Here is a 24365-nt window from a genome sequence, read left to right on the forward strand (position 1 = left end):
AGCGCGTTCCTACGAACGGTAACTGTCGTCAATACGATCGAGCTTGCGGATCAGCGCTGGCCACACGAAGTTGCCACCCACGCCGTCCGTCTGCGCGTCCTTCGCCGCCGACGCGGTCGCCATAACGTCCCGGTCCACCAGCGTCAATTCGCCCCCCGCCTGCGCGGACAACTGGATCTGGCACGCAGTCTCGAAGATATACATGTTCAGGAACGCATCGGGAATGGTTTTCCCGACCGTCAGCAACCCGTGATTCCGAAGCATCAGATAGTTGGCCGTGCCAAGATCGTCCTGGAGGCGCGGCTTTTCGTCGTCGCGAAGCGCGACGCCTTCGTAATCGTGGTACCCCAGCGAATCGAGCACGAAAGTCGACTGCTGGGAAATCGGCAACAGGCCGTTCTTCTGGGCGCTTACGGCTACGCCAGCGCGGGTATGAGTGTGCAGAACGCATTGCACATCCTCGCGCGCATCATGAATCGCACTGTGGATCACGAAACCCGCGCGATTGACCTCGAACTCCGAGTTCGACAGTTTCTCGCCTTCGGTGTTGACCATGATGAGCGACGACGCGGTGATCTCGTCAAACAGGAGTCCATACGGGTTGATCAGGAACCGATGATCGGGCCCGGGCATCCGCGCGCTGATATGGGTAAAGACGAGATCGGTCCAGCCATGAAGCGCCACGAGGCGATAACAGGCCGCGAGGTCACAACGGATTTGCCACTCTTCAGCACTGACGCTATTTTTCAGCGAAGGGATTCGCATGATGTCTCCTTGAAATTGTGGGGGCGGAATCAGAACTCGCGGATCGGTGCAACACGCCGGTGCAACACTCTTGTGCCGGCCGTCAGCTTGACCATAGCGTACAAAAACGCCTATCTTCGCACCGCAAGATATCTTCCATTTTTCGCGTCTCTTCTGGCTTTTTTGAGTTTTCAAATGACTTTCATTGCACAGGCATCGGCCGGGATGCGCGCGAATCCCTGGTACAGCTCGCTACCTGGGGACGCGCAGAACGCATTGCTCGCCGGTTGCCGAACCGTTCCGCTCAAGTCCGGCGAATACCTGTTTCGGCGCGGCGATCGGCGTAACGGCTTCTATTGCGTCAGCAAGGGGCGCCTGAAGGCTTCGACGCTCAGGGAAAACGGCAGGGAGGCTATCCTCGCCGTTATCGAAGCGGGCAACTGGTTTGGTCAGATGTCGATGATCAGTGGGGCGCCCCACGCGCATGATGTCGTCGCCCTGGAGAACACCACCGTTCTGGCGGTCAGGCCTCAGGCATTCGAAACCCTGATGAACGATGCGGTTTTTGCACGAGCGATCGCCCAGCTACAGTCGATCCACACGAGCTGGCTCTATCGGATTATCGACGACTCCGCCGCCTATTCCACACGGGCACGGATCGCCCGGAGGCTGGTTCTGCTGGCCTCCGGCGACATGAGCATGGGGGCTGCGGGTCGCGAAGAGATCGCGCTGTCACAGGAAATGCTCGCGATGATGCTGGACATCACGCGCCAGACGCTCGCGATCGAATTGAAGGCGATGGTCGCCAAAGGCGCGATTTCCCTTCACTACGGCCGCATCCAGATCCTTTCGAGAGACATCCTTTCGACGCTGCAAGAGGACGACTGAAAACGTCTCAAGCACGCAGCATGACCACACTTGCCACCAGAAGTAGCACCGCGCAGCCATAGAGCCCGGCATCGAGGCTTCCTGTCGAAGTCTTGATGAGACCGATCGCATACGGACAGACAATTCCCGACACCGCGCCCAGGCTGGTAATGATGGCGATGCCGACAGCCGCCGATTCCCGGCGCAGCACCGACGTCGCCACGGCCCAGAAGACCGGAAAAGAGGAAATCACGGCCGCGAGAGCCACGGAAATCAGCGCGACGGAGGGCCACAGCAATCCGTGCGTCCAGTTGCTGAACACAAGCGCCAAGGCGCAAAGCAACACGGCAAACACGAAGTGCCAGCGCCGTTCCCCGGTCTTGTCGGAGTGACGGCTGTAGCCAATCATCGCCACGACACCGCATGCGTAGGGAATCAGAGAGAGCAAACCGATCCGTTGCACGCCAACCGTGCCGGCTCGTTCCAGCATCGACGGCATCCAGAAGCTCAAGGCATAAGCGGCGCAACTCATGGAAAAATAGAGCGCCGAGAGCCGGTAGACAGATTTGTCGCGAAACACCTCGCGGATACGAGCCGTTTCAGCAGGCGCACGGCTCGATTGATCGGCGAGATCTTGCGCAATGGCCTCTTTCTCCGTGGCCGAAAGCCACCGGGCATTGGACGGTGCATCGACGAGCATCCAATACGTCAGCATACCTAACAATACAGTTGGCATGCCTTCCAACAGAAACACCCACTGCCACCCTCGCAACCCATGAACGCCGTTCATGCCCTGCAGCAAGTAGCCGGAAACGGGACCCGAGATCAATCCCGCCGCGACGGTGGCGGCCATGAAGAACGCGACGATGCGCGCCCGGCGATCGGCTGGAAACCAGAGCGTCAGATAAAACAGGATGCCAGGAAAGAAGCCAGCCTCGAACACGCCAAGGAAGAATCTGGCTACATAGAATTCGAGTGGACTCGTTACGAACAGGGTGCTCATGGAAACGAGCCCCCAGCACAGCATGATGCGAAGCACGGTTTTGCGCGCGCCGATTTTCTTCAAGAGTACATTGCTGGGTACTTCGAAGAGCACATAGCCGACAAAGAACATGCTGGCGCCCAGGCCATACACCGCATCGGAAAAATGCAGATCGAAGCGCATCTGCAACTGCGCATAGCCAATATTGATTCGATCGAGGTAGGCAAACAGGTAACAGAGAAAGAGTAACGGGACGATTCTTCGCGTGATCTTCTGGTACATCCTTTCGAGATCCGTCGAGGAACTCGCGCACTGGAATGCGGCAATGTCTGACATTCAGGAGTCCATCGTTAAATGGGCAGTTCACACTAGCCGCTATGCGGGCCTTGATCCTGGCGCAGGCGTCATGCCGGTGCCATTTCGTCAGGCAAGCGTAGAGTGGGCCTGAACCCGCAACTGCAAGATAGTTTGCAATTGCGGGTTTGCCCGGTATCGAAAGGGACTGGGGCATCGTCGGAGTCGCCCCCAGCCCGCACCACCAGTTTAGGGGGGGCTCGCCCCCGCCACGCACCGACTATCCTAGAAGCCGTAAAGCCTCCCGCGCAAACCGGCGCAGAAGAGGTGAAACGGGCGACACAGGACAGAACAAGACGCGGACCGCGACACGGCGCGTCCGGATGCCAAGGAGACAGGCGTAGTGACCAAGCTCATCGACCCACAACACGCGGCAGCCCCCTGGCGTGCGGCCCGCTTTCCTCAACGGCGCACGCTGGTCGAGCGCCGCGTGGACGGCACGCTGATTCTGCGCTCCGCCAACCCGCCGCCCGATATCAGCCAGAAGAGCTTCGCCGATTTCATCCCCCAGTGGGCCGCTCAGCGCGCCGACACGGCGGCCTTCTGCCAACGCGCCCAGGACGGCGCCTGGCGCGCGATTACGTGGGCGCAACTGTGGGAGCAGGTCCAGGCGGTTGGCGCGGCTTTGCTCGAACTCGGTCTGGGCCGCACGCGCCCGCTCATGCTGCTTTCGGGCAACTCACTCGAGCAGGCCGTCCTGCTCCTCGCGGCCGAATATGTGGGCGTGCCCACCGCGCCGGTGTGCCCGGCCTACGCGCTCCACAGCCAGGACTTCGCGAGGCTCAAGGGCATTGCCGAACTCGTTCCGCCCGCCGCGATCTTCGTCCAGTCGGTGAGCGCCTTCGAGCGCGCGCTGGCGGTGTTCAAGCACAACGGCACGCCCGTGATTGCCGTCGAAGGCCAAAGCGATACCCAACTGACGTGGGCCGCCCTCGCGGGCACCCCACTTACGCCCGAGCGTCGCGCCGCCGTCGCTTGCGCGCACGCCGCGAACCGGCTCGACGACACCGTGCGGGTGCTGTTCACATCCGGTTCGACCGGCACGCCCAAAGGCGTCGCGCTGACCTATCGTAACTTCCGGGCGGTCGCGTCCTATTACGCCGACAATCTTGCATGGCTGCACGATTCGCAACCGGTGTTCCTCGACTGGCTGCCCTGGCATCATGCGCTTGGCGGCGTCCTGAACCTCGGGCGCTCGGTCGAATTCGGCGCAACCCATTACATCGATGATGGCCGCCCGCTGCCGGGCATGATCGAGCGAACCGTGCGCAACCTGCGCGAAATCTCGCCGACACTGCTCACGAGCGTGCCCTCCGCCTGGGCGGTGCTTGCGAACGAACTGGAGCGCGACCCGGCGCTGGCCCGCAGCGTGTTCTCGAACGCCCAATGTTTCGGCTACGGCGGCGCGAGCCTCCCTGCGGACGTCTGGGAGCGTATCCAGCGCGTCGCCGAGCAGACGATCGGCTCGCGCATCATGTTCTGCTCGGGTCTCGCGGCGACGGAGACCACCGGCATGGGCACCTATTGCAGCTGGCCGACCGAACACGTCGGCAATATCGGCACACCCGTGCCCGGCGCCGAGGTCAAGCTCTGCCCGCTCGACGGCGGCGACGGACGCTACGAATTCCGCATGCGTGGCGCGCATGTATTCGGCGGCTATATCAAGAATCCCGAGTTGAACGCAGCGGCATTCGACGAAGAAGGCTTTTTCCGCCTCGGCGACGCCGTGCGGCTCGTCGATCCCGACGACATCTCAGCCGGCCTGGTGTTCGCGGGCCGTGTCGTCGAGGACTTCAAGCTGACCAACGGCACCTGGGTGCGTACCGGCGCCGTGCGTCTCGCGCTGCTGGAACAATGTGCGCCGCTCCTGAGCGACGCCGTGATCTGCGGCCACGACCGCGGTTTCCTGGCGGCGCTTGCGTGGCCCAATATCGGCGCCTGCCAGCGCGCCTTCCCGGAACTCGCCGGACTGGACGCCGCCACGCTCGTGCGGCATCCCGTGCTGGTCGGCGAACTGCGCAATCGTCTGGCTAAAACCGGCTCTGGGGCAGCGAGCCTAAGGGTCGAGCGTTTGATGCTGATGGACGAACCGCCTTCGATGGACGCCAACGAGATCGCCGACAAGGGCTACGTCAATCAGGCCGTCACCCGCTCGCGCCGGGCGCATCTGGTCGAAGCGCTTTATCGCGCCGAGCCCGACGCGCATATCGCCAGCCTTCGCTAAATTCCTCGCCCCGAGCCGCGTCGTTCGAGACAGCACGACACGGCTTGCGAAAAACCGTCCGGCGAAACTAATCAGGATGACGAATCAGTTTCCGTGATTCGATGCACGGATTACGACCACCCGATCAAGTACCCGCGGCCCGCGCATCTGCCGCCGCGCGCCCGCTCCAACCCTAACCTGTTAATCCGAAGGAGTCGCTCCATGAGCCGAAATGTCTATGTCGCCGGTGTCGGCATGATCCCGTTCAAGAAACCCGGTACGAGCGAAACGTACGACACGATGGGCGCCGTCGCCACGCGCCAGGCGCTCGCCGATGCCGGTCTCGATTACCGCGACGTGCAACAGGCCTATGCCGGGTACGTCTACGGCGACTCGACCTGTGGACAGAAGGCGCTCTACCAGGTCGGCATGTCCGGCATTCCGGTCATCAACGTGAACAACAACTGCGCGACGGGATCGTCCGCCCTCTTTCTCGCCCGGCAAGCCGTGCAAAGCGGCGCGGTCGACTGCGCGCTTGCAGTCGGCTTCGAATTCATGCAGCCGGGTGCGCTCAAAGGCCATTGGGACGATCGTGAACGCGCGCTCGAACGCGCGCTGAACCTCGTCGACGAACTGGTCGACCGCCCCGACCTGCCAAGCGCGATCCGCCAGTTCGCCGGCGCGGGCCACGCCCATATGAAGAAGTACGGCACGAAGCTCGAAACCTTCGCGAAGATCCGCGCGAAAGCGAGCCAGCACGCCGCGCGCAATCCGCTCGCCGTGTTCCGCAACATCGTGTCTGCCGAGGACGTCATGGCCGCCCCCATGCTGTGGGAAGGCGTGCTCACGCGCCTGATGGCCTGCCCGCCGACCTGCGGCGCCGCTGCGGCAATCGTGGTGTCGGAGGAATTCGCGAGGAAGCGCGGCCTGCGCACCGACGTCATGATCGCCGCGCAATCGCTCACGACCGATCTGCCGAGTACCTACGACGCGCGCGACATGATCCGCGTGGTCGGCTTCGACATGACGCGCATGGCCGCCGAACAAGTCTACGAACAGGCCGGCATTGGCCCCAAGGACATCGACGTGATCGAATTGCACGATTGCTTCGCGCAGAACGAGCTGATCACCTACGAAGCCTTGGGCCTGTGCCCCGAAGGCGAAGCCGCGAAGCTCGTCGACGACGGCGACAACACCTACGGCGGCGAGTGGGTCGTCAACCCGTCGGGCGGCCTGCTCTCCAAGGGCCATCCGCTCGGTGCGACCGGCCTCGCGCAATGCTATGAACTCACGCAGCAACTGCGCGGCGCGGCGGATCAGCGTCAGGTGGAGGGTGCGAAGGTTGCGCTCGCGCACAACGTGGGCCTTGGCGGCGCGTGCGTCGTGACCGTCTACAAGTCGGCTTGACCTGCCCCGCCTTAGAGGAGCGATCGACATGATCGACAAGCAATTCATCGGCAAGACGATGCCCGAATTCAGCGTCGCGGCGGAAGCCGGACAACTGCGCTTTTTCGCGAAGGCGACCGGCGAGACCAATCCGATTTACTTCGACGAATCCGCGGCGCGCGACGCGGGCCACCCTGCCCTGCCACTGCCGCCGACCTTCCTGTTCTCGCTGGAACTCGAACAACCCAACACCGGCTGGCGCGAGGAAGTCGGCATCCAGATGGCGCGCATCCTGCATGGTGAGGAATCCTTTACTTACCATCGCATGGCTTACGCGGGCGACGTGCTGCGCTTTCAGTGCCGCATTGCGGACATCTACGACAAGAAAGGCGGCGCACTCGAATTCGTGGTGCGCGAAACGCGCGTGACCAACCAGCACGGCGAACACGTGGCGGATCTGCGCAGCGTGCTGGTGCAACGCAACGGCTGAACCGGAGAATACGATGAGCCCTATTCACTTCGACGACATCCAGCCAGGCGACACACTCCCGCCCTTGACGCTGCCGCCCGTGAATCGCACGATGCTCGCGCTCTTCGCGGGCGCGTCGGGCGATCACAACGCCGTGCATATCGACATTGACTATGCGCGCGAAGCAGGCATGCCCGACGTGTTCGCGCACGGCATGCTCTCGATGGCGTGGCTTGGCCGCCTGCTCACGCAGTGGGTCGATCAGCGGCAATTGCGTCAGTTCGGTGTGCGATTCGTCGGCATCACGCATCTCGGACATCAAATCACCTGCACCGCGCGCGTGGTCGAAAAGTTCAAGGTGGATGGCGAGTCGCGCGTGCGTCTCGAAGTCCAGACATCCAATCAATATGGTGAACCGCGCGTCGTTGGCGACGCCGTGGTTGCCTTGTAAATCGCATCGACGCAAAGGAGACTGCAAAATGGGAAAGCTTGACGGCAAGGTGGCGCTCGTCACCGGATCGGGACGCGGCATCGGCCGCGCAATCGCCGAAAAACTCGCGAGCGAAGGCGCGCGCCTCGTCATCAACGATCTCGACGCCGAACCGGCGCACGAAACGGTCGAAGCGCTCAGGAAAATGGGCGCGCAGGCGGTGGCGTGTGTTGGCAACGTGACGGCGCCGGACTTTGGCGAGCAACTCGTCAACACGGCGATGGAGACCTACAAGGGCATCGACATCATCGTCAACAACGCGGGCTATACCTGGGACGACGTGATCCAGAAGATGAGCGACGAGCAGTGGTACGCGATCCTCGATTGCCATATGACCGCGCCGTTCCGCATCCTGCGCGCTGCGTATCCGCATATCAAGGCGCTGCACCAGGCCGATGTAGCGCAAGGCCGCGAGGTGTATCGCAAGATCGTGAACATCTCGTCGACCTCCGCGCTCAACGGCAACGCCGGCCAGATGAATTACTCGTCGGCCAAGGCGGGCGTGATCGGTATGACGCGCGCGCTCGCGCGCGAGTGGGGCCGCTTCAACGTCAACGTGAACTGCGTGGCGTTCGGTCTGATCCACACGCGCATGACCGTGAGTACCGAAGCGGCGGAAACGGTGCAGATCGAAGGGCGTGATATTCGCGTCGGCCTGAACGCCGACTTCTTCAAGGCCCATGCCCAGCGCAACCCACTCGGCCGTGGCGGCAGCCCCGAGGAAGCAGCGGGCGGCGTGTATCTGTTCTGCTCGCCCGAGTCGAACTACATCACCGGCCAGACGATTGCCGTGGCGGGCAGTTTGCAATAACGCGGCGAAACGCGACAGGGTTTCTGCGGGCACACGCTCCGGTTGGTGATGAAACGCCAGCCGGAGCTTTTTTCAGGGGCCGTCACGCAGCAATTCCACAATGATGGAGGCAAGCCGTTCTGTTGGAGATGCTTGAATTGCCGCGTTACGCACCAGTACGAGTGGCAGGGATGGGAGTGCCGGAAGCCCAAGCGCAGAGGCATCGAGTACGCGCACGTTAGCCCCTAAACCGTATCGCGTGCGAACAGTCAGACCGAGACCCGCAGCGACTGCTGCCGACAAACCCGCCAGACTTTGACTGGTGAATGCCAAACGCCACGGAATGTTCATGGCATCGAGCGCCGCGGTCGCCTCGCCAAAGAACCGGCACGGACGATCGAATCCCACCAGCGGTAACGGCTCACCGCAGTCCGCGCGCCACGGAAACGCCGCCGAACCAATCCAGCACATAGACGGTTCGGCAATCTGCTCCACGTGCGTATTCGCACGAGGGGCCGCCCCCTGCGAACCAGCGCTTCCCCACAGGAGCGCCAGGTCGAGTTCGTTTGAGTCAACGCGCTGAAGAAGCTCGGCATTGCCCGCTACGCGTGCGCTAATGCGAACTTTCGGATGTTGACGTGCGAACCGGCCGAGCACATCCGGAAGGATGGATTCGCCAAATTCTTCCTGAAGCCCTAGTCGCACCCAGCCTTCAAGGCCGGCACTGTGGATAGCCGCACCAGCTTCGTCGTTCAGATCAATTAGCCGCCGCGCGAAGGTCAGCATGGTTTCGCCCTCTTCGGTCAAGGCCAGGTTGCGCCCCGCTTTCCTGAACAGAGCCGTTCCGGCCTGCTCTTCCAGCTTCTTGATTTGCGCGCTTGCCGCCGATGTAGAAAGCCCGATGCGACTCGCTGCCTTTGCGAAGCTTCCAAGGTCCACGCCTGTCACGAAGGTGCGTAGCGAGGCAATATCGAAGTTAGTACGAGCCACTTCAATTGATCCTGTTTTTTCGAACGATTCATCAAAAAAATATTGATATTCAGGATGATGATGCTGCGGAACAATAGCGACGTCAACTCTCCCGCGAAGCCAACGGCGAACCCGGCGTACCGTTCCTGAACATGCACCGCGGCAAGCGAGAAGCAGGCTCAGAACAAGGCGCTTCATCGTCGTCATCGTTAAGTCAATCGAAACGCAAGGATTAAGTATGCGCGATGAGTTTCACGGTAAATCCGCAATCGTCACGGGTGGCGGCACAGGTATTGGACGGGCAATCAGCATCGCGCTGGCAAAGAGAGGCGCTGCCGTGGCGGTCGTCTATTCGCAAAGCGAACACGAGGCGTTGGAGACCACAGAATTGATTACCGGAAACGGTGGCCGGGCTATCGCGCTGAAAGCGGATGTCGCAAATGAATCGGCCGTGCAGGCGATGACACTCGCTGCCGTTGACGCTTTTGGTGGGATTGACTATCTGGTCAACAATGCCGGGATCACGCGACAGCTTCGCTTTGACGATCTCGATGCAATCTCCGACGAGACGTGGGACACCCTCATCGCAGTCAACGTGAAAGGTACGTTTCATTGCTGCCGGGCCGCTGCACCTTACCTCAGAGAGAACCCTGGCAGCGCCATCGTCAACATCGGCAGCATAGCCGGCGAGACCGGTTACGGGTCTTCACTTCCGTATGCGGTATCCAAATCAGCCGTTCATGGGCTCACCAAATCACTCGCGCGCGCACTGGCTCCCGCGATCCGGGTCAATTGCGTGGCGCCCGGGGCAGTCGCAACAAGATGGTGGGCAGGGAATGAGGAAAAAATGCGAATGCTAGCGGGAAGTCTGGCCTTGCAGCGGGTCTCCACACCGGAGGACATTGCCGAAACGGCCTTGATGCTGCTTAAAGCAGAATCGATGACGGGACAGATTATCAAAGTGGAGAATGGCCAGACGCTGTGAAGCCCGCGTAACCGTACTCGACGAGCCGGGCACCTGGCCGTTTCCTTTCAGGCAGGAACGCGGCATCTCGCGAGCCTTCCTGCGCGCCGATCCTCGCCCCACTACGCCAGGCTATCCGCCTCCTCAAGCGGCAGGCTCGCAAAAGCGTCCGTATGATGATCAGCATCGCCAAACAATTGCCCGGCGGCCATCAGAAACTTGAAATAATCGCCAACAGCCAGTTCCGCCGTCACGCCGATGCCACCGTGCAACTGCACAGCGTTCTGCCCCACGAAGCGCCCCGCCTTTGCGACGATCACTTTCGCCGCGGAGATCATCTTGCGACGCTCCATTGGCGCCGCCTCCATTGCGGCGGCTGCAAGATGCGCCATCGAGAGCGCAAGCTCCTTTTGCACCAGCATGTCCGCGAGCCGATGACGAAGCGCCTGGAATGCCGCAAGCGGTTGACCGAACTGCCTGCGCGTACGCAGATATTCGGCCGTCGCTTCGATCAGCTTGTCGATGGCCCCGACCGACGCCGCACACAGCGCCGCGATACCGCGATCCAGTCCGGCCTGGAGCATCTCGACGCCCGCGCGCGAATCGCCTAGCACGTCTTCGGACGAAACGAACACCGAATCGAACCTGACTTCCGCGGCGCTTTGCCCGTCCACGGTCGGATAAGCACGAACCGTCACGCCAGCGGTGCCAGCCGGCACGACGAATAGCGTGACGCATGCCAATGCGGTATTCCACGCGGGAACGATGAAAGCGTCCGCCGAGCCGCCATGCCAGACATGCAGCTTGCAACCGTCGAGCCGATAGCCCGCGCCAAGCGTCGACGCGCTGGTTTGCGGCGCATCGAAATCGTAACGTGCGTGGCGTTCCTGCCAGGCTGGCGTGACGACCTTGCTGCCATCGGCGAGTGAGGGCAGCCACGCCGACTTCATCGCATCGTTGCCAAATTCGGTAAAGAGTGCCGCGCTCACCACACTGCTCGCAATGATCGGCTCGAGCAGCAGCGCGCGCCCGGCTTCGTACTGCACGACAAAGGTGTCGACGGCCTTGCCGTCAAAGCCGCCGTACGCCTCGGGGATCGTCAGACCTAGCACGCCGAAGTCGGCGTACGCGCGCCACGCATCGCGGCAAAAACTATTGTGTTCCCGCGCGATCTTGCGACGATGTTCGATGGTGTATCGGCTTTCGACAAAGCGTCGCAGACTGTCGGAAAGCTGGCGCTGTTCTTCGCTATAGGAGAAGTCCATGTTTCTGCCTCACTGTTCAAGGATCGCCTTCGCGATGATCTCTCGTTGCACTTCATTCGTGCCGCCATAAATGGTGGGCTTGCGCATTTCCATATAGCTGCTTGCGGCGCCGGCGCCGTGGAGCGTCCCAGGCGTCCAGCCATCGAAGTCTCCCGCGAGCCACGACGGCGCATAGGGCCAGGCATCGGGGCCCATCACGTCGAGCTGAAGCGCCGAGATTTCCTGCTGGAGTTCCGAGCCGCGGATCTTGAGAATCGATGCCTCGGGTCCCGCAGTCCGGCTGCGGGCCTCCGTGGCAACGCGCAAGAGCAGCATTTCGAGCGCCATGATTTCCATCTCGATGCGAGCGATCTTTTCCCGCACGCGAATGTCGGCGCTCAGCGGCTTGCCGCCCTGCTGCACGCGGGCGGCAAACGCTTTCAACAGGCCCAGTTCGCGACGGCAATTGCCAAGGCCGGCAATGGCCGTGCGCTCATGACCGAGCAGATATTTCGCGTAGGTCCAGCCGGCGTTTTCTTCGCCCACCCGGTTCTCGATCGGCACCTTGACGTCGTCGAACCAGACTTCGTTGACGTCGCTTGCCCCTTCGAGCGTCGTGATCGGGCGCACGGTGATGCCCGGCGTGTTCATGTCGATCAGCAACAGGGAAATGCCCGCTTGCGGCCTCGCCTGCGGATCGGTGCGCACCAGACAGAAAATCCAGTTGGCGTGCTGCGCAAAAGAGGTCCAGGTCTTCTGGCCATTGACGACATAGTGGTCGCCCGAGCGAACGGCCCGCGTCTTCAGCGAAGCCAGATCGGAACCCGCTCCAGGCTCCGAGTAACCCTGGCACCACCAGTCGTCGCAGGACACAATACGCGGCAAAAAGCGCTTCTGCTGCGTCTCGTTGCCAAACTTGATCAGAACGGGGCCAATCATGCTCAAGCCAAACGGCAACTGCCGCGGCGCCCCCGCGATGGCGCATTCCACCTCGAACAGATGTCGTTGCAACGTCGTCCATCCGGTTCCGCCCAGCGACGTTGGCCATCCTGGCGCACCCCAGCCACGCTGATGCAAGATTTTCTGCCACTGCACCTGCTCCTCGCGCCCAAGATGGTGGTGCCCCAGCACCTTGTCGCGCAGCGAGTCCGGCAAATTGGCGCGAACAAAGCGTCTGACCTCGTCGCGAAATGCAAGGTCTTCCGGTGAATAATCCAGTTTCATATGCAATCCTTATTTCGTCGCGCCGCGATCGTCAATGCCTTCGCCTGCGTATCGGGCATCTTGCCTTACGCTAGCGGGCCTGCTTCGGCGTGCGCACGGGTAGCTCGTTACGGGGGTCCTGACTCAGGACGAGATCCCACAGCGCCTGCCCCACCGGGTTCTGCCGTTCCTCGTAGAGATGGCCGATCAGCCCCGCCGCGCGGCCCACGAGCATGAACCCACGGGCGAGCAGCGGGTCGAGCCCCATGTCGCCGATAACCGCGCCGATCGCCCCAACTGCGTTGATGGGTAGCGGCTTGCCCAGTTCCTCGCGAAACACGCTCTCGATGGCGTACATGAGGCGCCAATGCTTCCCGAAGACCCCGTTCTCCCGCGACACCGCAGCGAGCGTCGACACACGCGGGTCGCCCTTCACGTGGATCGGATGCCCCACGCCGTAGATCGGCTGCTTCTTGTCCTTTGCCCGCAGCACGGTCGCACGCGCGCACTCGCGAAACGCTTCGTCGCTCGCGTCGTCGGCCAGAGGCTTCGCCGCTTCGATCAACAATTCCGCCGCGTTCTGCGTGGTGCCGAGAAACACGCTACCCGCACCGAGCAACCCTGCCGCGACGGCAGCCTGCATCGCCTCGGGCGCGCCGAGGTAAGTCAGCCGCGCACTCATCGCGCTCGGCGTGAGGCCGTGGTCGCATGCGGTCACGAGAATCAGGTTGATCATCCGCTTCTCCTGCGCGCTGGGTACGCGATTCAGGATCGTCAGCATCATCGTGTCGACGAAATCCATCGTCGGGAGAATCTCGTTCGACAAGTCCCGTTCGCGAACGGTGATCTTGTCGATTGTGGTGTAACCAATTTCCGTCTTGATCATGAGGCGTTCCGTATTCAATGTGCCGCAGGTCTTCTGCTCACCATCATCTTTACCTGGCACTCGCAAACGGCGTCGCCGTGCTGGTTGATGGCCACGCGGCGAAATTCGACGATGCCGTGCGAGGGGTTCGACGTCTCGCGCCGCCCCGTCACTTCGATCCTCGCCTTGATGGTGTCGCCGATCAGCGTCGGCTTCGGGAAGCGATAGCTCACCTCCAGCATGCCAATTAGCGAGGGCTCCAGCAGCTGGTTGACGATCGTGCGCGTGTTCAGCCCGGACATGATCGAAGCGACCAGCATGCCGTGCGCAATACGCTTGCCCCAGCGCGTGCCAGCCGCGTACTCGGCGTCCACGTGCACGCGGTTATAGTCGGCGCTCAGTGCCGCAAAGCTCACGACATCGGCTTCCGTCACGGTCCGGCTCGAGGTTTCGAACTGCAGGCCCGGCGCCATGTCTTCCCAGTAGTAGCGCAAGGCGCCAAGCGCGTCGGGCGGGATACTGTTCATCGTTGTCATCGCGGCCCCTCAGGTGATGGCCGACATACCGAGCACTTCGCGGCCCACGATGAGCGTCTGCACTTCCGCCGTCCCTTCCGGAATGACGCCGCCACTCGTGTCGCGGAAAATCCGCTCGAGCGGGTATTCGGTCGAATAGCCCAGACCGCCATGCACCGCAATCGCGATCCTCGCGACTTCGTGCGCCGCCTCCGCCGCATAGAGCTTCGCGATCGAACATTCGACCCGCGATGGCAGTCCTTTTTGCAGCGAAGCCGCAGCCTTGTAGCCGAGCGCGCGCGCCGCCTCGGTGCGCACCATCATGTCGACGATATGCTTCTGCACGAGCTGGAACTGGCCGATGGGTTTGCCGAACTGCTTGCGCGTCCTGGCGTATTCGATCGACAGATCGAGCGCCGCCTGAGCCGCGCCTACCGCGCCCATTGCGATATTCATCCGGCCGTAATTGAGGCCGATCGCCATCGACTTGAGCGCACTACCCTCTGCGCCCAATCTGTTTTCCTTCGGAATACGAATATTTTCTAAAAATAATTCCGACGTACCCGACGCCTTGAGCACCATCTTGTCGACGAGTCGAGCCTCGATCGGCGTGACCGATTTGTCGATCAGGAACAGCGTGTGGCCGCCGTCCGAGGTCGCACTATAGGTGCGCGCGAGCACGATCACGTAGTCGGCGGCTACGCCGTTGGTAATCCAGAGCTTGCTGCCGTTGAGCAGATAGTGGTCGCCCTTGTCTTCGGCCCGCGCCTCAATGCCAGCCGGATTCGAGCCGTGATTCGGCTCGCTGAAGGCCACGCATGCGGCCTTTTTCGAGGCAAGAACCGGTGCGAGGAAGTGCGTCTTCTGTTCGGGCGTGCCGTACTCGCTGACGAGTCGCAGGAAGACGTTCGTGATGTTGACGATGGTGCGCAGCGAGCCCCATACATAGCCGGCCTCTTCCAGCATCATCGCCCATGTGACGAAATCGAGGTCCATGCCGCCGGCGTCTTCAGGCAGCAATCCGCCGATATAGCCGAACTGGCTGACGCCTGCAAGCATGTCGAGCGGAATGCCGCGCGCCTTCTCGCATTCGTCGATCCTCGGCGCCACTTCCTTGCGCATGTAGCGGCGGATGCTGTCACGCAGGGTGATCTGATCCGCGTCGAACTCGAAATTCATCAGTAATCCTGTGTTGTAGCCTGAAACACGTGACGTATCACGAAGAGAAGCGTCCACCCGTTACGTACAGCGTGACGCCCGTGATATAGCGGGCACGCGCGGAAGCCATGAAAGCGACCGCCGACGCGATGTCGTCCGGTGCGCCCAGGAAGCCGACGGGATTCTTTGCAATCGCCGCGTCGCGCAGCGTTTCGTAGGTCGGGTTGGCACGCATCAATTCGGTTTCGACGAAGCCCGGTGCGATGGCGTTGACCGTGATCCCGAACTTCGCCTGCTCAAGCGAGAGCGCCCGCGTGAAGCCGACGAGCCCGAGCTTGGCCGTGCTGTAGTTGGTCTGCCCCGGGTTGCCGAACACCGAGCGCGACGAGATGTTGACAATGCGCCCCCATTGGCGCGCCATCATGCCCGGTAGCACCGCGCGGCTGCAATGAAACGCGCCCTTGAGGATCGTATCGACCACCGCGTCCCATTCGGACTCGTCCATCTTCGTCAGGTAACGGTCCTTGTTGAAGCCGGCGTTGTTGACGAGGATATCCACGCCGCCGAAGGCTTCGGCAACGTCCGCCGTCATCTTCTCCACCTGGTCCTTGTCGCACACGTCGCAGCGCACCGCGATGGCTTCGGCGCCGCTCGCGCGCAACTCGTCGGCCACCTGGACGGCAGCGTCGAGATCGATATCCGACACCACCACGCGCGCGCCTTCGCGTGCAAGCGTGCGCGCGACTTCCGCACCTATCCCACGGCCGCCGCCCGTCACGAGCGCGACCTTTCCAGTCAATCCGAGATCCATGTTCCCCGCTCCTTCATGTCTGTCTGCTACTCGCCGCCCGTGCTCGCGGGCGAGATCCTTGGGTCAGACGATTGCCGTCATCTCAGGCACCACGGCGAACAGATCGCCAACGAGACCGTAGTCCGCCACGCTGAAGATAGGCGCCTCCGCGTCCTTGTTGATCGCGACGATCACCTTCGAGTCCTTCATGCCTGCGAGGTGCTGGATCGCGCCCGAAATGCCCACGGCCACGTACAGTTGCGGCGCGACGACCTTGCCCGTCTGGCCAACCTGGTAGTCGTTCGGAACGTACCCTGCGTCGACTGCCGCACGCGAAGCGCCCAGCGCGGCGCCAAGCTTGTCCGCCAGCGGCTCCAGCACCGATGCGAAGTTCTCGCCGCTTCCGAGGCCTCGTCCACCCGATACGATGGTCGTCGCACTCGTCAGTTCGGGGCGCTCGAGCTTCGTCACTTCGCAACTTACGAACTGCGACATGCCCGCGTCGGGCGCCGCTGCGATCGCTTCCACTTGCGCACTGCCGCCCTCGGCGGCAACCGGGTCGAAGCCGGTGGCGCGCACCGTAATCACCTTGACGGGATCGCTCGAGCAAACCGTCGCAATTGCGTTACCCGCATAGATCGGGCGCTCGAAGGTATCGTCCGACACCACGGCCGTGATCTCGCTGATCTGCGCTACGTCGAGCTTCGCCGCCACGCGCGGCGCGATATTCTTGCCGTAGGCCGTCGCCGGCGCGAGGATGTGTGAGTACTCCTTCGCGATAGTCAGCACGGTCGCCTCGACGTTCTCCGCCAGGCCTTGGGCCAGTTGCGGCGCATCGGCAACCCGCACTTTCGTCACGCCCACGATCTTCGCCGCCGCGTCGGCGGCCCCCTGAACGTTGTGCCCCGCCACCATCACGTGAATGTCGCCGCCCAGCCTGGCCGCCGCGGCCACCGTGTTCAGCGTGGCGCCCTTGATCGACACGTGGTCGTGTTCCGCCATTACCAGAATCGTCATGTCTGTTGTCTCCGCTTCTCTTGCTTACAGCACCTTGGCCTGCGTCTTCAGTTTCTCGACCAGCGTCGTCACGTCGGGCACCCGCACGCCGGCTGCACGTTTCGGCGGCTCGACCACCTTCAACGTCTTCACGCGCGGTGTCACATCCACGCCCAGTTCTTCAGGGCTCAGGATTTCCAGCGGCTTTTTCTTCGCCTTCATGATGTTCGGCAGCGTCACATAGCGCGGCTCATTCAGACGCAGGTCGGTGGTGACGACGGCGGGAAGCTGAAGCGAGAGCGTTTGCGTTCCACCATCGACTTCCCGCATGACCGTGGCCCGCCCGTCAGCGATCGTTAGCTTCGATGCGAACGTCGCCTGCGGCAGGCCCGCGAGCGCGGCGAGCATCTGGCCGGTCTGGTTGCAGTCGTCGTCGATCGCCTGCTTGCCGAGGATCACGAGTTGCGCCTGCTCCTTGTCGACCAGCGCCTTCAGCAGCTTCGCCACCGCCAGCGGCTGCAAATCCTGCTGGGTTTCGACGAGAATCGCGCGGTCGGCGCCGATGGCCAGCGCCGTGCGCAGCGTCTCCTGGCATGCCGCGACGCCCGCCGACATCACAACGACCTCCGTCGCAACGCCCGCTTCCTTCAAACGCACGGCTTCTTCCACGGCGATCTCATCGAACGGGTTCATCGACATCTTCGCGTTCGACACGTCCACGCCCGTGTTGTCCGAGAGCACGCCCACTTTCACGTTTGCATCAACGAGCCGCTTGACTCCAACCAGCACTTTCACTCTTCGTCTCCTCTGTTCTTCGCCCGCCCCTGCATGCGGAACGAGCATTCCTTTCACCGATCACATCATTCGGATGCCTGATTAAATGGCATTCCATTGATTTACGAATACGTACAGTCGATGTGCTCAAACGCCTGGCTGGCGATCCCAATCGTAAGGGGCCGATTGCCCGTCGAGAAACGCGGCAATCGACGCGGCGTGATACGGCAAGCTGGAAGCGAGCGCCTGTGTGGCCCCTTCCAGTTCCGCCAGCAAGGCGTAGGGCGACTCGAAGCTCATATTGAGCAGGCGCTTGCTGAAGCCCATCGCCTCGCGCGGCCCGGCAACGAATCGACGCGCGAACGCCGTGGTTTCCTCGGCGAGGCGATCAGGCGCATGGATCGCGTACACGATGCCAAGCCGCTTTGCCTCATTGGCATCGATCCGGCGCGCGCTCAGCACCAACTCCTTCGCCGTGGCCAGACCCACGAGGCGCGGCAGGATATAGGCCGCGCCCAGGTCGGGCACGAGTCCCACTTTCGCGAACGACAATGAAAAGAGCGCACGCGAGGAAGCCACGATAAAGTCCGCGGCCAGCGCGATTGAAAAGCCAGCGCCAATGGCCGCACCGTCCACCGCTGCGATCACCGGCATTTCCAGATTGCGCAACCGCTGCATCCAGGCATGCGCATTCATGACGCGACGGCGAATGGCATCCGGCGGCTGAGCCTGTGCGGCCTTGAGCGACTTCAGATCGCCCCCCGCGCAAAAGCTGCCGCCGGACCCCATTAAAACCAGCGCGCGGACACTGCTGTCCCTCTCCACGGCGTCGAGCATGTCCGCGTAGTCTTCGAGCAACTCCGGCGAGAGCGCATTGCGCGCCTCGGGGCGCTGATGCGTGAAGACGGCGATGCCATCGTCGATGACGAGCGTGGCGTGGCGTAACGGTGTTTTTGCTGCGTTCATGAAGCGTCCTGGATCGGGCGAAGATCGGGCTGCGGCGATGCGCGATGAAGCCATTATTCGCACCCTTCTCACCGCACTCCCCCCCCTCGAATGGGGGCCCCTGAGGCAGGCGCGTCACCTACCGCAGTCGGGTGGTCGCCGCGCAACCGGGCGCTGCTAGGCTGCCCAGATTGGAAGGGGCGCGCACTCGACGGGCGCCATCGGTTCGGTCACAAAATGAGGGAGACAGACGGTGAAAACCAAACTATCGGCATTACTGGGCATTCAATACCCGATCGTTCAAGGCGGCATGCAATGGGTCGGCCGTGCGGAGCTAGCCGCAGCGGTATCCAACGCCGGAGCGCTCGGCATGGTCACGGCGCGCACCCAGCCTTCTCCCGATGAATTGCGCCACGAGATCGATCGGACCCGGGCGCTGACCAGCAAGCCATTCGGCGTCAACCTGACGCTCTCCTTCGCCGCGCGCGACATGGCCTACGGTGACTGGGTTCGCGCCATCGTCGACAGTGGCGTCAAGATCGTCGAAACGGCTGGCAACAATCCTCGCGCACTGATCGAGGCGTTCAAGGAGCACGGCATCACGATCGTGCACAAATGCACGTCCATCCGGCATGCGCTTTCAGCGCAGCGTTATGGCGCCGACATCATCTCGATCGATGGGTTCGAGGCCGCCGGCCATCCCGGCGAGGACGACGTGCCGGGGCTGGTCCTGCTGCCGCTTGCCTGCGAGCAGTTGGACGCGCCGGTTCTGGCCTCGGGCGGCATTGCCGATGGCCGCGGCATGGCGGCCGCGCTGAGTCTGGGTGCGGACGGCGTGAATATCGGCACGCGTTTCATGATGACGAAGGAATCGCCGATCCATGAAAACGTGAAGCAGGCGCTGCTGGGCGCGAATGAACGGGACACGATCCTCATCAAGCGGACGTTCAGGCATACGGGCCGCTTCTACAAAAACGCGGTGTCGGAGGAAATCGTCGCGATGGAGCACCGGCCGCAAGGTGCCACCTACGAAGATATTCAGCACCTGCTGGCCGGCAGCCGCGGCCGCGCGGCCATGCGTTCCGGCGACGTGCATGGCGGCCTGATCTGCGCCAGCCAGACGATCGGCCTGATTGACGATATTCCGTCTTGCGAGGAACTGGTCTCGCGCATGGTCGCGCAGTGCCGCACAGCACTCGGGGCCGCGCTCAAGGCTTCGGATGCCTTAACGAATCACTACGCCTGATCGCTCAAGTTCGCTCAACCCAGCGTGCCTTTCATCGCGGCGCGAAGGCGTGCAGCCGCTATCACCGCCTCACAACGGTGACAGTGACGGCAGCGCGTCTTGCGCGCAGGCCTTCCATCGAGACTCTCCATGACCGAATCCCCCCGCTACGCGCCACGGTCAGCCTGGACCATGACGCTTTTGCTGACGGCCCTCGCGCTGATCAATTTCCTCGACAAAGTCGTGCTCGGCATGATCGCCGTGCCGCTGATGGCCGATCTGCATCTGTCGCCGCAGCAATTCGGCTTGATTGCCGGCAGCTTCTTCTGGCTGTTCTCGACCTCGACGATTCTTGTCGGCTTGCTTTCCAACCGCATGCGTACGCGCTGGCTGCTGCTCGTCATGGGCGTCAGCTGGGCCGTGATGCAGCTACCGCAAGCCCTCACGACCAGCGCCTCGGCCTTGCTGGCGTGCCGGGTCATACTGGGCGCCGCCGAAGGGCCGTCCTTCCCGACCTCGGTGCATGCGCTCTTCAAGTGGTTCCCGGACAGCAAGCGTGGACTGCCCGTGGCCGTGGTCAACCAGGGCGCCGTATTCGGGCTGCTGGTCGCCGGACTGGCCATTCCGGCGATCACCCGCGCGTGGGGGTGGCGCAGCAACTTTCTGGTGCTCGCGGCCATCGGCGCGGCGTGGAGCGTGCTGTGGCTGTGCCTGGGACGTGAAGGTTCCATCGGCGCGCACCCTCGCAGCGATCATGACGCGGCACAGCCGGCGGCCCCCGGCGAGCGCCTGTCCTACTGGCGCATCATGGCCGACCCCTCTGTGCTGTCCATCCTTCTGCTCGGCTTCGCGGCCTACTGGGCGCTAGGCCAGGGCATCGCCTGGCTGCCCACTTATCTGGAGAAGGGCGTGGGATTCAGCAGCCTGGAATCCGGCCGCTGGTTCGCGGTCATCATCGGCACGGCTTCGCCCGTCAACATCGGCCTGAGCTGGATGTCGCAGAAGTGGATCGAACGCGGGATCGGCCCGCGCCGCGCGCGAGTGCAACTCGTTGCGGGCGCATTCATCGCGAGCAGCGCGATGTTCGCGTTGCTCCTGCTCGTTGCGCTGTCACCGCTTCAGAAGGTCACGCTGTACGCGATCGCAGCGGCATTGCCGACACTCTGCTTTTCGCTCGCGCCGCCCCTGCTCGCGCAAGTCGTACCCGAATCCCGGCGCGGCGCGCTGATGGCGATCCAGACCGCCATTTCCAGCCTCGGCGCGGCCATTGCGCCCATCGTCATGGGCCACCTCGTGCAAACGAGGAGCGCCAGCGCGGCACATGCCTACGAGCTTGGCTTCGCCCTCGGCGCCGTGCTGCTCATCGTCGCCGCGCTCGCGGCGCTGTGCTGGCTGCATCCCGAGCGTTCGCGGCTCGCCCTCAACCCGCTCGCGTCTGCCGCGACGGTCTGAACACGTCCCCTCTTTTCTCAAACCAGAAGGAAGTACGCCTTGGAAACGCTCAACCCGTTTTATATCGGCGGCGAATGGGTCAGCCCGCTCGACGGCGCGACACAGTGGCAAATGATCGACCCCGTCACAGAAGAACCGGCCGGCCATCTAGCGATGGGCACCCGCGCCGACGCCGACCGCGCCGTCAATGCTGCGCGCGCCGCGTTCCCGGCCTGGTCTGCAACGGATCGCCAAACCCGCATCGCGTTGCTGGAACGTATCGCCGCGCGCTATCAGGCACGTCTCGAAGACTTCGCCCAAGCCGTGCGCCAGGAGATCGGCGCGCCGATCACCCTCGCGCGCACCCTCCAGGCGCCGCTGGGCCTCGCCCACTTGAACGCGGCCATCGAGACCTTGCGCGACTTCGCGTTCAGCACCGAACGCGGCAGAAGCCGCGTCGTGCGCGAGCCGATTGGCGTCGCCGCACTGATCACGCCGTGGAACTGGCCGCTGAACCAGATCATGGCCAAGGTCGCGCCAGCTCTCGCCGCAGGCTGCACCGTCGTCCTGAAGCCATCGGAGATTGCGCCGCTCGACGCCATCATGCTGGCAACGATCTTTCATGAAGCAGGCACCCCACCCGGCGTCTTCAACATGATCTTTGGCGAAGGCAGCGTCGTGGGCGCGCGGCTCGCCGCTCATCCGTCGGTCGACGTCGTGTCGATTACCGGCTCGACACGCGCCGGGGTCGATGTCGCGCTCCATGCCGCGCCGACGCTCAAGCGCGTGACGCAGGAACTCGGCGGCAAGTCGCCGCTCGTGATTCTCGACGATGCCGATCTCCGCACGGCCGTCGCGACCGGCGTGATGCAATGCATGACGAACGCCGGCCAGACCTGCATCGCGCCGACGCGCATGCTGGTGCCGTTCGACCGTTACGAGCAGGCCGTCGCGATCGCCGCCGACGTGGCGAACGCGATCACAGCAGGCGATCCCGACGACCCGGCAACGAAACTCGGCCCCATCTCGAACCGAGCGCAATACGAGCGCGTGCAGGCGATGATCCAGGCCGGCATCGACGAAGGCGCGCGCCTCGTGGCGGGCGGACCTGGCCGCCCGGGCGGCATCGAGCGGGGCTTCTACGCGCGACCGACCGTGTTCGCCGATGTGCGCAACGACATGCGCATTGCCCGCGAGGAAATCTTCGGCCCAGTGCTCGCGATGATTCCGTACGCCACCGAAGCGCAGGCCATCGAGATCGCCAACGACACGGAATATGGCCTGGCCGCCTACGTGGCATCCGGCGATCCGGCGCGCGCGCAGCGTGCGGCGGCCAGTCTGCGCGCCGGTACGGTGCTGATCAACGGCGCGTCGTTCGATCTTGCCGCGCCCTTCGGCGGCTACAAGCGCTCGGGCAATGGGCGCGAATTCGGCGCCGCAGGCTTCGCGGAGTTCCTCGAATACAAGTCGATTACATCCACTTCGCCCACCTGATTCATCAGGATACCCAATCATAAAAAACGGGACCCAACGGTCCCGTTTTTCGTTTGCAACGTCTACTTGATCAGAACCGATGCGTCATACCGAGCACGACGAGCGTCTGCTTCGTGCCGGGACTCGTCACCGACACACCCGGCCAGCTCATCGTCGCCGCGCCGTTGTTCTTGAGGTAGCCCGCACGCATGTACAGCGACGTGCGTTTGGACAGACTGTGATCCGCGCCGACCTGAACGCCGATCGTGTTGTCGTGCACGCCGCGCACGTCACGCTCGATGCCGGCGATCTCCACAGTGTCGGCGGAGCTCGCCTGGATCGTCGCGCCAAGCTCGATGATGCTGTTCGACCTGGCCGTGCCCAGCAGCGCGGCCAGCGAATGCGCGGCGGGGTCCTTCGGCTGGCTATACGCGTAGTTAAACTGAAGATTCACGATGCCGATGCGGTAGGCGAGCGCGCCCATGAAGTGCTGCGTGCCGACGAGGTTCAAGGCGGCCGGCAAACCCGGCACCGTCTCCGTGGCCGGATGCTGATACTGATAGCCGATCGCGGCATAGAGCCCGTAGCCCGAATACGTTGCGGCCAGATCGAGCGAATTGCCGATGCTCTCGGGAACCGGCTGTGTGACCGTTGCGGCCAGGCCGTACATCGCGTAGAGCTGGAACCCGCCAACATTGGGCGACTTGTAGAGCGCCGAATTGCTCGTGCGCCCCGTCGGGGATTGCGTCGACAACGTGTTGCGATCGACCGCCAGCACGGCTGCGGAGAGCGGCGAAAGGATCTCGTTGGCGCGGAACGGATCGGTCGGATACACGGCCCAGAACGTCGGCTGATATTGGCGGCCGAAGGTAAGCGAACCATATTTTTCGCTGGCGACGCCCACCCACGCCTGGCGGTAGAACAACGCCGTCGAGTCCACGAAAGACGTGCCGTTGTTGACGTTGTAGCCGTTCTCGAGATCGAACACGGCCTTCAGGCCATTGCCGAGATCTTCGCCGCCCTTCAGGCCGAACATCGATCCCGAGTTGCCGCCGCTGCGCATCGAATACGCATGATTGCCGCCGTTGTCGAGGTACTGGAAAAACGTGTCTGCCACGCCGTACAGCGTGACGCTCGACTGCGCCGCCGCACCGCTCGCCATCAGAGCCAACGTCACGCCACAAATGCCTTTGCCCTTGCTGATACCTCGCATGCATGTCTCCTCTTTGTGTTTTCCGCATTCGACGGGGTCCGGTCACGCGGACTCGTCCGGCGTGCGCCGGCCCCGTCTGATAGCAGTGTTTCAGGGAGCGTCCGGCAAAAACCTACCTAAGGTGAGGGGGCGGGAATACCCGCCGGGCCGCGCTGTGTTCCTCCCTACCGGCATGGACGGGCTTGCGCGGCCAGGCTCCGCGCACCGCGCCGGACCGCCCCCCCCCAAATGCGGTGGTGTTTGCGCCGCGCCCGCCGGCTTATGCTCGGGAGCAGTGGCGCCGACCTGTTCGCGCCAGTCACGCCGGTGCGCCCC

At 63.0% G+C, this 24365-nt stretch carries 23 protein-coding genes; 10 read left to right on the top strand and 13 right to left on the bottom strand.

Annotated features, from left to right (window positions below; genetic code table 11):
• Positions 1 to 9: 9 nt before the first annotated feature.
• Entirely contained in the window at positions 10 to 765 is a 756-nt protein-coding gene (locus U5782_RS31280; protein ID WP_322047790.1) for a class II aldolase/adducin family protein, read from the bottom strand.
• Positions 766 to 939: 174 nt separating this feature from the next.
• Between U5782_RS31280 and U5782_RS31285 the strand changes: the two genes are divergently transcribed.
• The gene (locus tag U5782_RS31285; protein ID WP_322047741.1) at positions 940 to 1632 is read left to right on the top strand and encodes a Crp/Fnr family transcriptional regulator; all 693 of its coding nucleotides are present in this window, start codon (positions 940 to 942) and stop codon (positions 1630 to 1632) included.
• Positions 1633 to 1639: 7 nt separating this feature from the next.
• Here the strand turns inward: U5782_RS31285 and U5782_RS31290 are convergent, their stop codons facing one another.
• Positions 1640 to 2929 (bottom strand): MFS transporter, encoded by a 1290-nt coding sequence (locus U5782_RS31290; RefSeq protein WP_322047742.1) that lies wholly within the window; start codon positions 2927 to 2929, stop codon positions 1640 to 1642.
• A gap of 361 nt (positions 2930 to 3290) precedes the next feature.
• Here U5782_RS31290 and U5782_RS31295 point away from each other — a divergent pair, with 361 nt between their 5' ends.
• The 5 genes from U5782_RS31295 (at position 3291) to U5782_RS31315 (ending at position 8306) form a co-directional block, all read left to right on the top strand.
• Positions 3291 to 5171: a feruloyl-CoA synthase gene (locus U5782_RS31295; protein ID WP_322047743.1), complete on the top strand. Its 1881-nt coding sequence runs from the start codon at positions 3291 to 3293 to the stop codon at positions 5169 to 5171.
• 201 nt (positions 5172 to 5372) lie between these two features.
• Positions 5373 to 6557 (top strand): lipid-transfer protein, encoded by a 1185-nt coding sequence (locus tag U5782_RS31300; RefSeq protein ID WP_322047744.1) that lies wholly within the window; start codon positions 5373 to 5375, stop codon positions 6555 to 6557.
• Between the two features lie 28 nt (positions 6558 to 6585).
• On the top strand, positions 6586 to 7026 hold the full coding sequence (locus U5782_RS31305) for a MaoC family dehydratase N-terminal domain-containing protein (protein WP_322047745.1): 441 nt from the start codon (positions 6586 to 6588) through the stop codon (positions 7024 to 7026).
• 13 nt (positions 7027 to 7039) lie between these two features.
• Positions 7040 to 7456, top strand: coding sequence for a MaoC family dehydratase (locus U5782_RS31310; protein ID WP_322047746.1), 417 nt, complete (start codon positions 7040 to 7042; stop codon positions 7454 to 7456).
• A 28-nt stretch (positions 7457 to 7484) separates the two neighbouring features.
• Entirely contained in the window at positions 7485 to 8306 is an 822-nt protein-coding gene (locus tag U5782_RS31315) for an SDR family NAD(P)-dependent oxidoreductase (RefSeq protein WP_322047747.1), read from the top strand.
• A gap of 72 nt (positions 8307 to 8378) precedes the next feature.
• Here the strand turns inward: U5782_RS31315 and U5782_RS31320 are convergent, their stop codons facing one another.
• Positions 8379 to 9275 carry a LysR substrate-binding domain-containing protein gene (locus tag U5782_RS31320; protein ID WP_322047791.1) on the bottom strand — a complete coding sequence of 299 codons (897 nt, stop codon included), beginning with the start codon at positions 9273 to 9275 and terminating at the stop codon, positions 8379 to 8381.
• Positions 9276 to 9492: 217 nt separating this feature from the next.
• On the opposite strand from U5782_RS31320, the gene U5782_RS31325 reads away from it, so the two are divergent.
• Complete coding sequence (locus tag U5782_RS31325; protein WP_322047748.1) at positions 9493 to 10239, top strand: SDR family oxidoreductase; 747 nt, start codon at positions 9493 to 9495, stop codon at positions 10237 to 10239.
• A 101-nt stretch (positions 10240 to 10340) separates the two neighbouring features.
• Here the strand turns inward: U5782_RS31325 and U5782_RS31330 are convergent, their stop codons facing one another.
• The 9 genes from U5782_RS31330 to U5782_RS31370 form a co-directional block, all read right to left on the bottom strand.
• Positions 10341 to 11483 (bottom strand): acyl-CoA dehydrogenase, encoded by a 1143-nt coding sequence (locus tag U5782_RS31330; protein ID WP_322047749.1) that lies wholly within the window; start codon positions 11481 to 11483, stop codon positions 10341 to 10343.
• A 9-nt stretch (positions 11484 to 11492) separates the two neighbouring features.
• Positions 11493 to 12686 (bottom strand): acyl-CoA dehydrogenase family protein, encoded by a 1194-nt coding sequence (locus U5782_RS31335; protein ID WP_322047750.1) that lies wholly within the window; start codon positions 12684 to 12686, stop codon positions 11493 to 11495.
• 70 nt (positions 12687 to 12756) lie between these two features.
• Positions 12757 to 13551 (bottom strand): citryl-CoA lyase, encoded by a 795-nt coding sequence (locus tag U5782_RS31340; RefSeq protein WP_322047751.1) that lies wholly within the window; start codon positions 13549 to 13551, stop codon positions 12757 to 12759.
• A 14-nt stretch (positions 13552 to 13565) separates the two neighbouring features.
• Positions 13566 to 14066, bottom strand: a complete 501-nt coding sequence (locus tag U5782_RS31345; protein WP_322047752.1) for a MaoC/PaaZ C-terminal domain-containing protein — start codon at positions 14064 to 14066, stop codon at positions 13566 to 13568.
• A 9-nt stretch (positions 14067 to 14075) separates the two neighbouring features.
• Positions 14076 to 15224 carry an acyl-CoA dehydrogenase family protein gene (locus tag U5782_RS31350; protein ID WP_322047753.1) on the bottom strand — a complete coding sequence of 383 codons (1149 nt, stop codon included), beginning with the start codon at positions 15222 to 15224 and terminating at the stop codon, positions 14076 to 14078.
• A gap of 37 nt (positions 15225 to 15261) precedes the next feature.
• Positions 15262 to 16014, bottom strand: coding sequence for an SDR family NAD(P)-dependent oxidoreductase (locus U5782_RS31355; RefSeq protein ID WP_322047754.1), 753 nt, complete (start codon positions 16012 to 16014; stop codon positions 15262 to 15264).
• A gap of 63 nt (positions 16015 to 16077) precedes the next feature.
• The gene (locus U5782_RS31360) at positions 16078 to 17010 is read right to left on the bottom strand and encodes an electron transfer flavoprotein subunit alpha/FixB family protein (protein ID WP_322047755.1); all 933 of its coding nucleotides are present in this window, start codon (positions 17008 to 17010) and stop codon (positions 16078 to 16080) included.
• A 24-nt stretch (positions 17011 to 17034) separates the two neighbouring features.
• Positions 17035 to 17784: an electron transfer flavoprotein subunit beta/FixA family protein gene (locus tag U5782_RS31365; protein ID WP_322047756.1), complete on the bottom strand. Its 750-nt coding sequence runs from the start codon at positions 17782 to 17784 to the stop codon at positions 17035 to 17037.
• A gap of 126 nt (positions 17785 to 17910) precedes the next feature.
• Positions 17911 to 18729, bottom strand: a complete 819-nt coding sequence (locus U5782_RS31370) for an enoyl-CoA hydratase/isomerase family protein (protein ID WP_322047757.1) — start codon at positions 18727 to 18729, stop codon at positions 17911 to 17913.
• A 232-nt stretch (positions 18730 to 18961) separates the two neighbouring features.
• On the opposite strand from U5782_RS31370, the gene U5782_RS31375 reads away from it, so the two are divergent.
• The 3 genes from U5782_RS31375 (at position 18962) to U5782_RS31385 (ending at position 22858) form a co-directional block, all read left to right on the top strand.
• Positions 18962 to 19954 carry a nitronate monooxygenase gene (locus tag U5782_RS31375; RefSeq protein ID WP_322047758.1) on the top strand — a complete coding sequence of 331 codons (993 nt, stop codon included), beginning with the start codon at positions 18962 to 18964 and terminating at the stop codon, positions 19952 to 19954.
• Between the two features lie 129 nt (positions 19955 to 20083).
• Positions 20084 to 21385 carry an MFS transporter gene (locus tag U5782_RS31380; protein WP_322047759.1) on the top strand — a complete coding sequence of 434 codons (1302 nt, stop codon included), beginning with the start codon at positions 20084 to 20086 and terminating at the stop codon, positions 21383 to 21385.
• Positions 21386 to 21424: 39 nt separating this feature from the next.
• Positions 21425 to 22858 carry an aldehyde dehydrogenase family protein gene (locus tag U5782_RS31385; RefSeq protein ID WP_322047760.1) on the top strand — a complete coding sequence of 478 codons (1434 nt, stop codon included), beginning with the start codon at positions 21425 to 21427 and terminating at the stop codon, positions 22856 to 22858.
• A 70-nt stretch (positions 22859 to 22928) separates the two neighbouring features.
• On the opposite strand, the gene U5782_RS31390 is transcribed toward U5782_RS31385, so the two are convergent.
• Positions 22929 to 24050: a porin gene (locus U5782_RS31390; RefSeq protein WP_322047761.1), complete on the bottom strand. Its 1122-nt coding sequence runs from the start codon at positions 24048 to 24050 to the stop codon at positions 22929 to 22931.
• Positions 24051 to 24365 lie beyond the last annotated feature (315 nt).

This window comes from Paraburkholderia sp. J67 (assembly GCF_905220265.1).
Taxonomy (GTDB): Bacteria; Pseudomonadota; Gammaproteobacteria; order Burkholderiales; family Burkholderiaceae; genus Paraburkholderia.

Coding starts and splice junctions, on each gene's coding strand:
- U5782_RS31350 (WP_322047753.1), bottom strand. CDS start 15,224: ATGAATTTCGAGTTCGACGCGGATCAGATCACCCTGCGTGACAGCATC.
- U5782_RS31380 (WP_322047759.1), top strand. CDS start 20,084: ATGACCGAATCCCCCCGCTACGCGCCACGGTCAGCCTGGACCATGACG.
- U5782_RS31285 (WP_322047741.1), top strand. CDS start 940: ATGACTTTCATTGCACAGGCATCGGCCGGGATGCGCGCGAATCCCTGG.
- U5782_RS31390 (WP_322047761.1), bottom strand. CDS start 24,050: ATGCGAGGTATCAGCAAGGGCAAAGGCATTTGTGGCGTGACGTTGGCT.
- U5782_RS31290 (WP_322047742.1), bottom strand. CDS start 2,929: ATGTCAGACATTGCCGCATTCCAGTGCGCGAGTTCCTCGACGGATCTC.
- U5782_RS31340 (WP_322047751.1), bottom strand. CDS start 13,551: ATGATCAAGACGGAAATTGGTTACACCACAATCGACAAGATCACCGTT.
- U5782_RS31315 (WP_322047747.1), top strand. CDS start 7,485: ATGGGAAAGCTTGACGGCAAGGTGGCGCTCGTCACCGGATCGGGACGC.
- U5782_RS31325 (WP_322047748.1), top strand. CDS start 9,493: ATGCGCGATGAGTTTCACGGTAAATCCGCAATCGTCACGGGTGGCGGC.
- U5782_RS31360 (WP_322047755.1), bottom strand. CDS start 17,010: ATGACGATTCTGGTAATGGCGGAACACGACCACGTGTCGATCAAGGGC.
- U5782_RS31355 (WP_322047754.1), bottom strand. CDS start 16,014: ATGGATCTCGGATTGACTGGAAAGGTCGCGCTCGTGACGGGCGGCGGC.
- U5782_RS31335 (WP_322047750.1), bottom strand. CDS start 12,686: ATGAAACTGGATTATTCACCGGAAGACCTTGCATTTCGCGACGAGGTC.
- U5782_RS31280 (WP_322047790.1), bottom strand. CDS start 765: ATGCGAATCCCTTCGCTGAAAAATAGCGTCAGTGCTGAAGAGTGGCAA.
- U5782_RS31310 (WP_322047746.1), top strand. CDS start 7,040: ATGAGCCCTATTCACTTCGACGACATCCAGCCAGGCGACACACTCCCG.
- U5782_RS31305 (WP_322047745.1), top strand. CDS start 6,586: ATGATCGACAAGCAATTCATCGGCAAGACGATGCCCGAATTCAGCGTC.
- U5782_RS31330 (WP_322047749.1), bottom strand. CDS start 11,483: ATGGACTTCTCCTATAGCGAAGAACAGCGCCAGCTTTCCGACAGTCTG.
- U5782_RS31345 (WP_322047752.1), bottom strand. CDS start 14,066: ATGACAACGATGAACAGTATCCCGCCCGACGCGCTTGGCGCCTTGCGC.
- U5782_RS31370 (WP_322047757.1), bottom strand. CDS start 18,729: ATGAACGCAGCAAAAACACCGTTACGCCACGCCACGCTCGTCATCGAC.
- U5782_RS31300 (WP_322047744.1), top strand. CDS start 5,373: ATGAGCCGAAATGTCTATGTCGCCGGTGTCGGCATGATCCCGTTCAAG.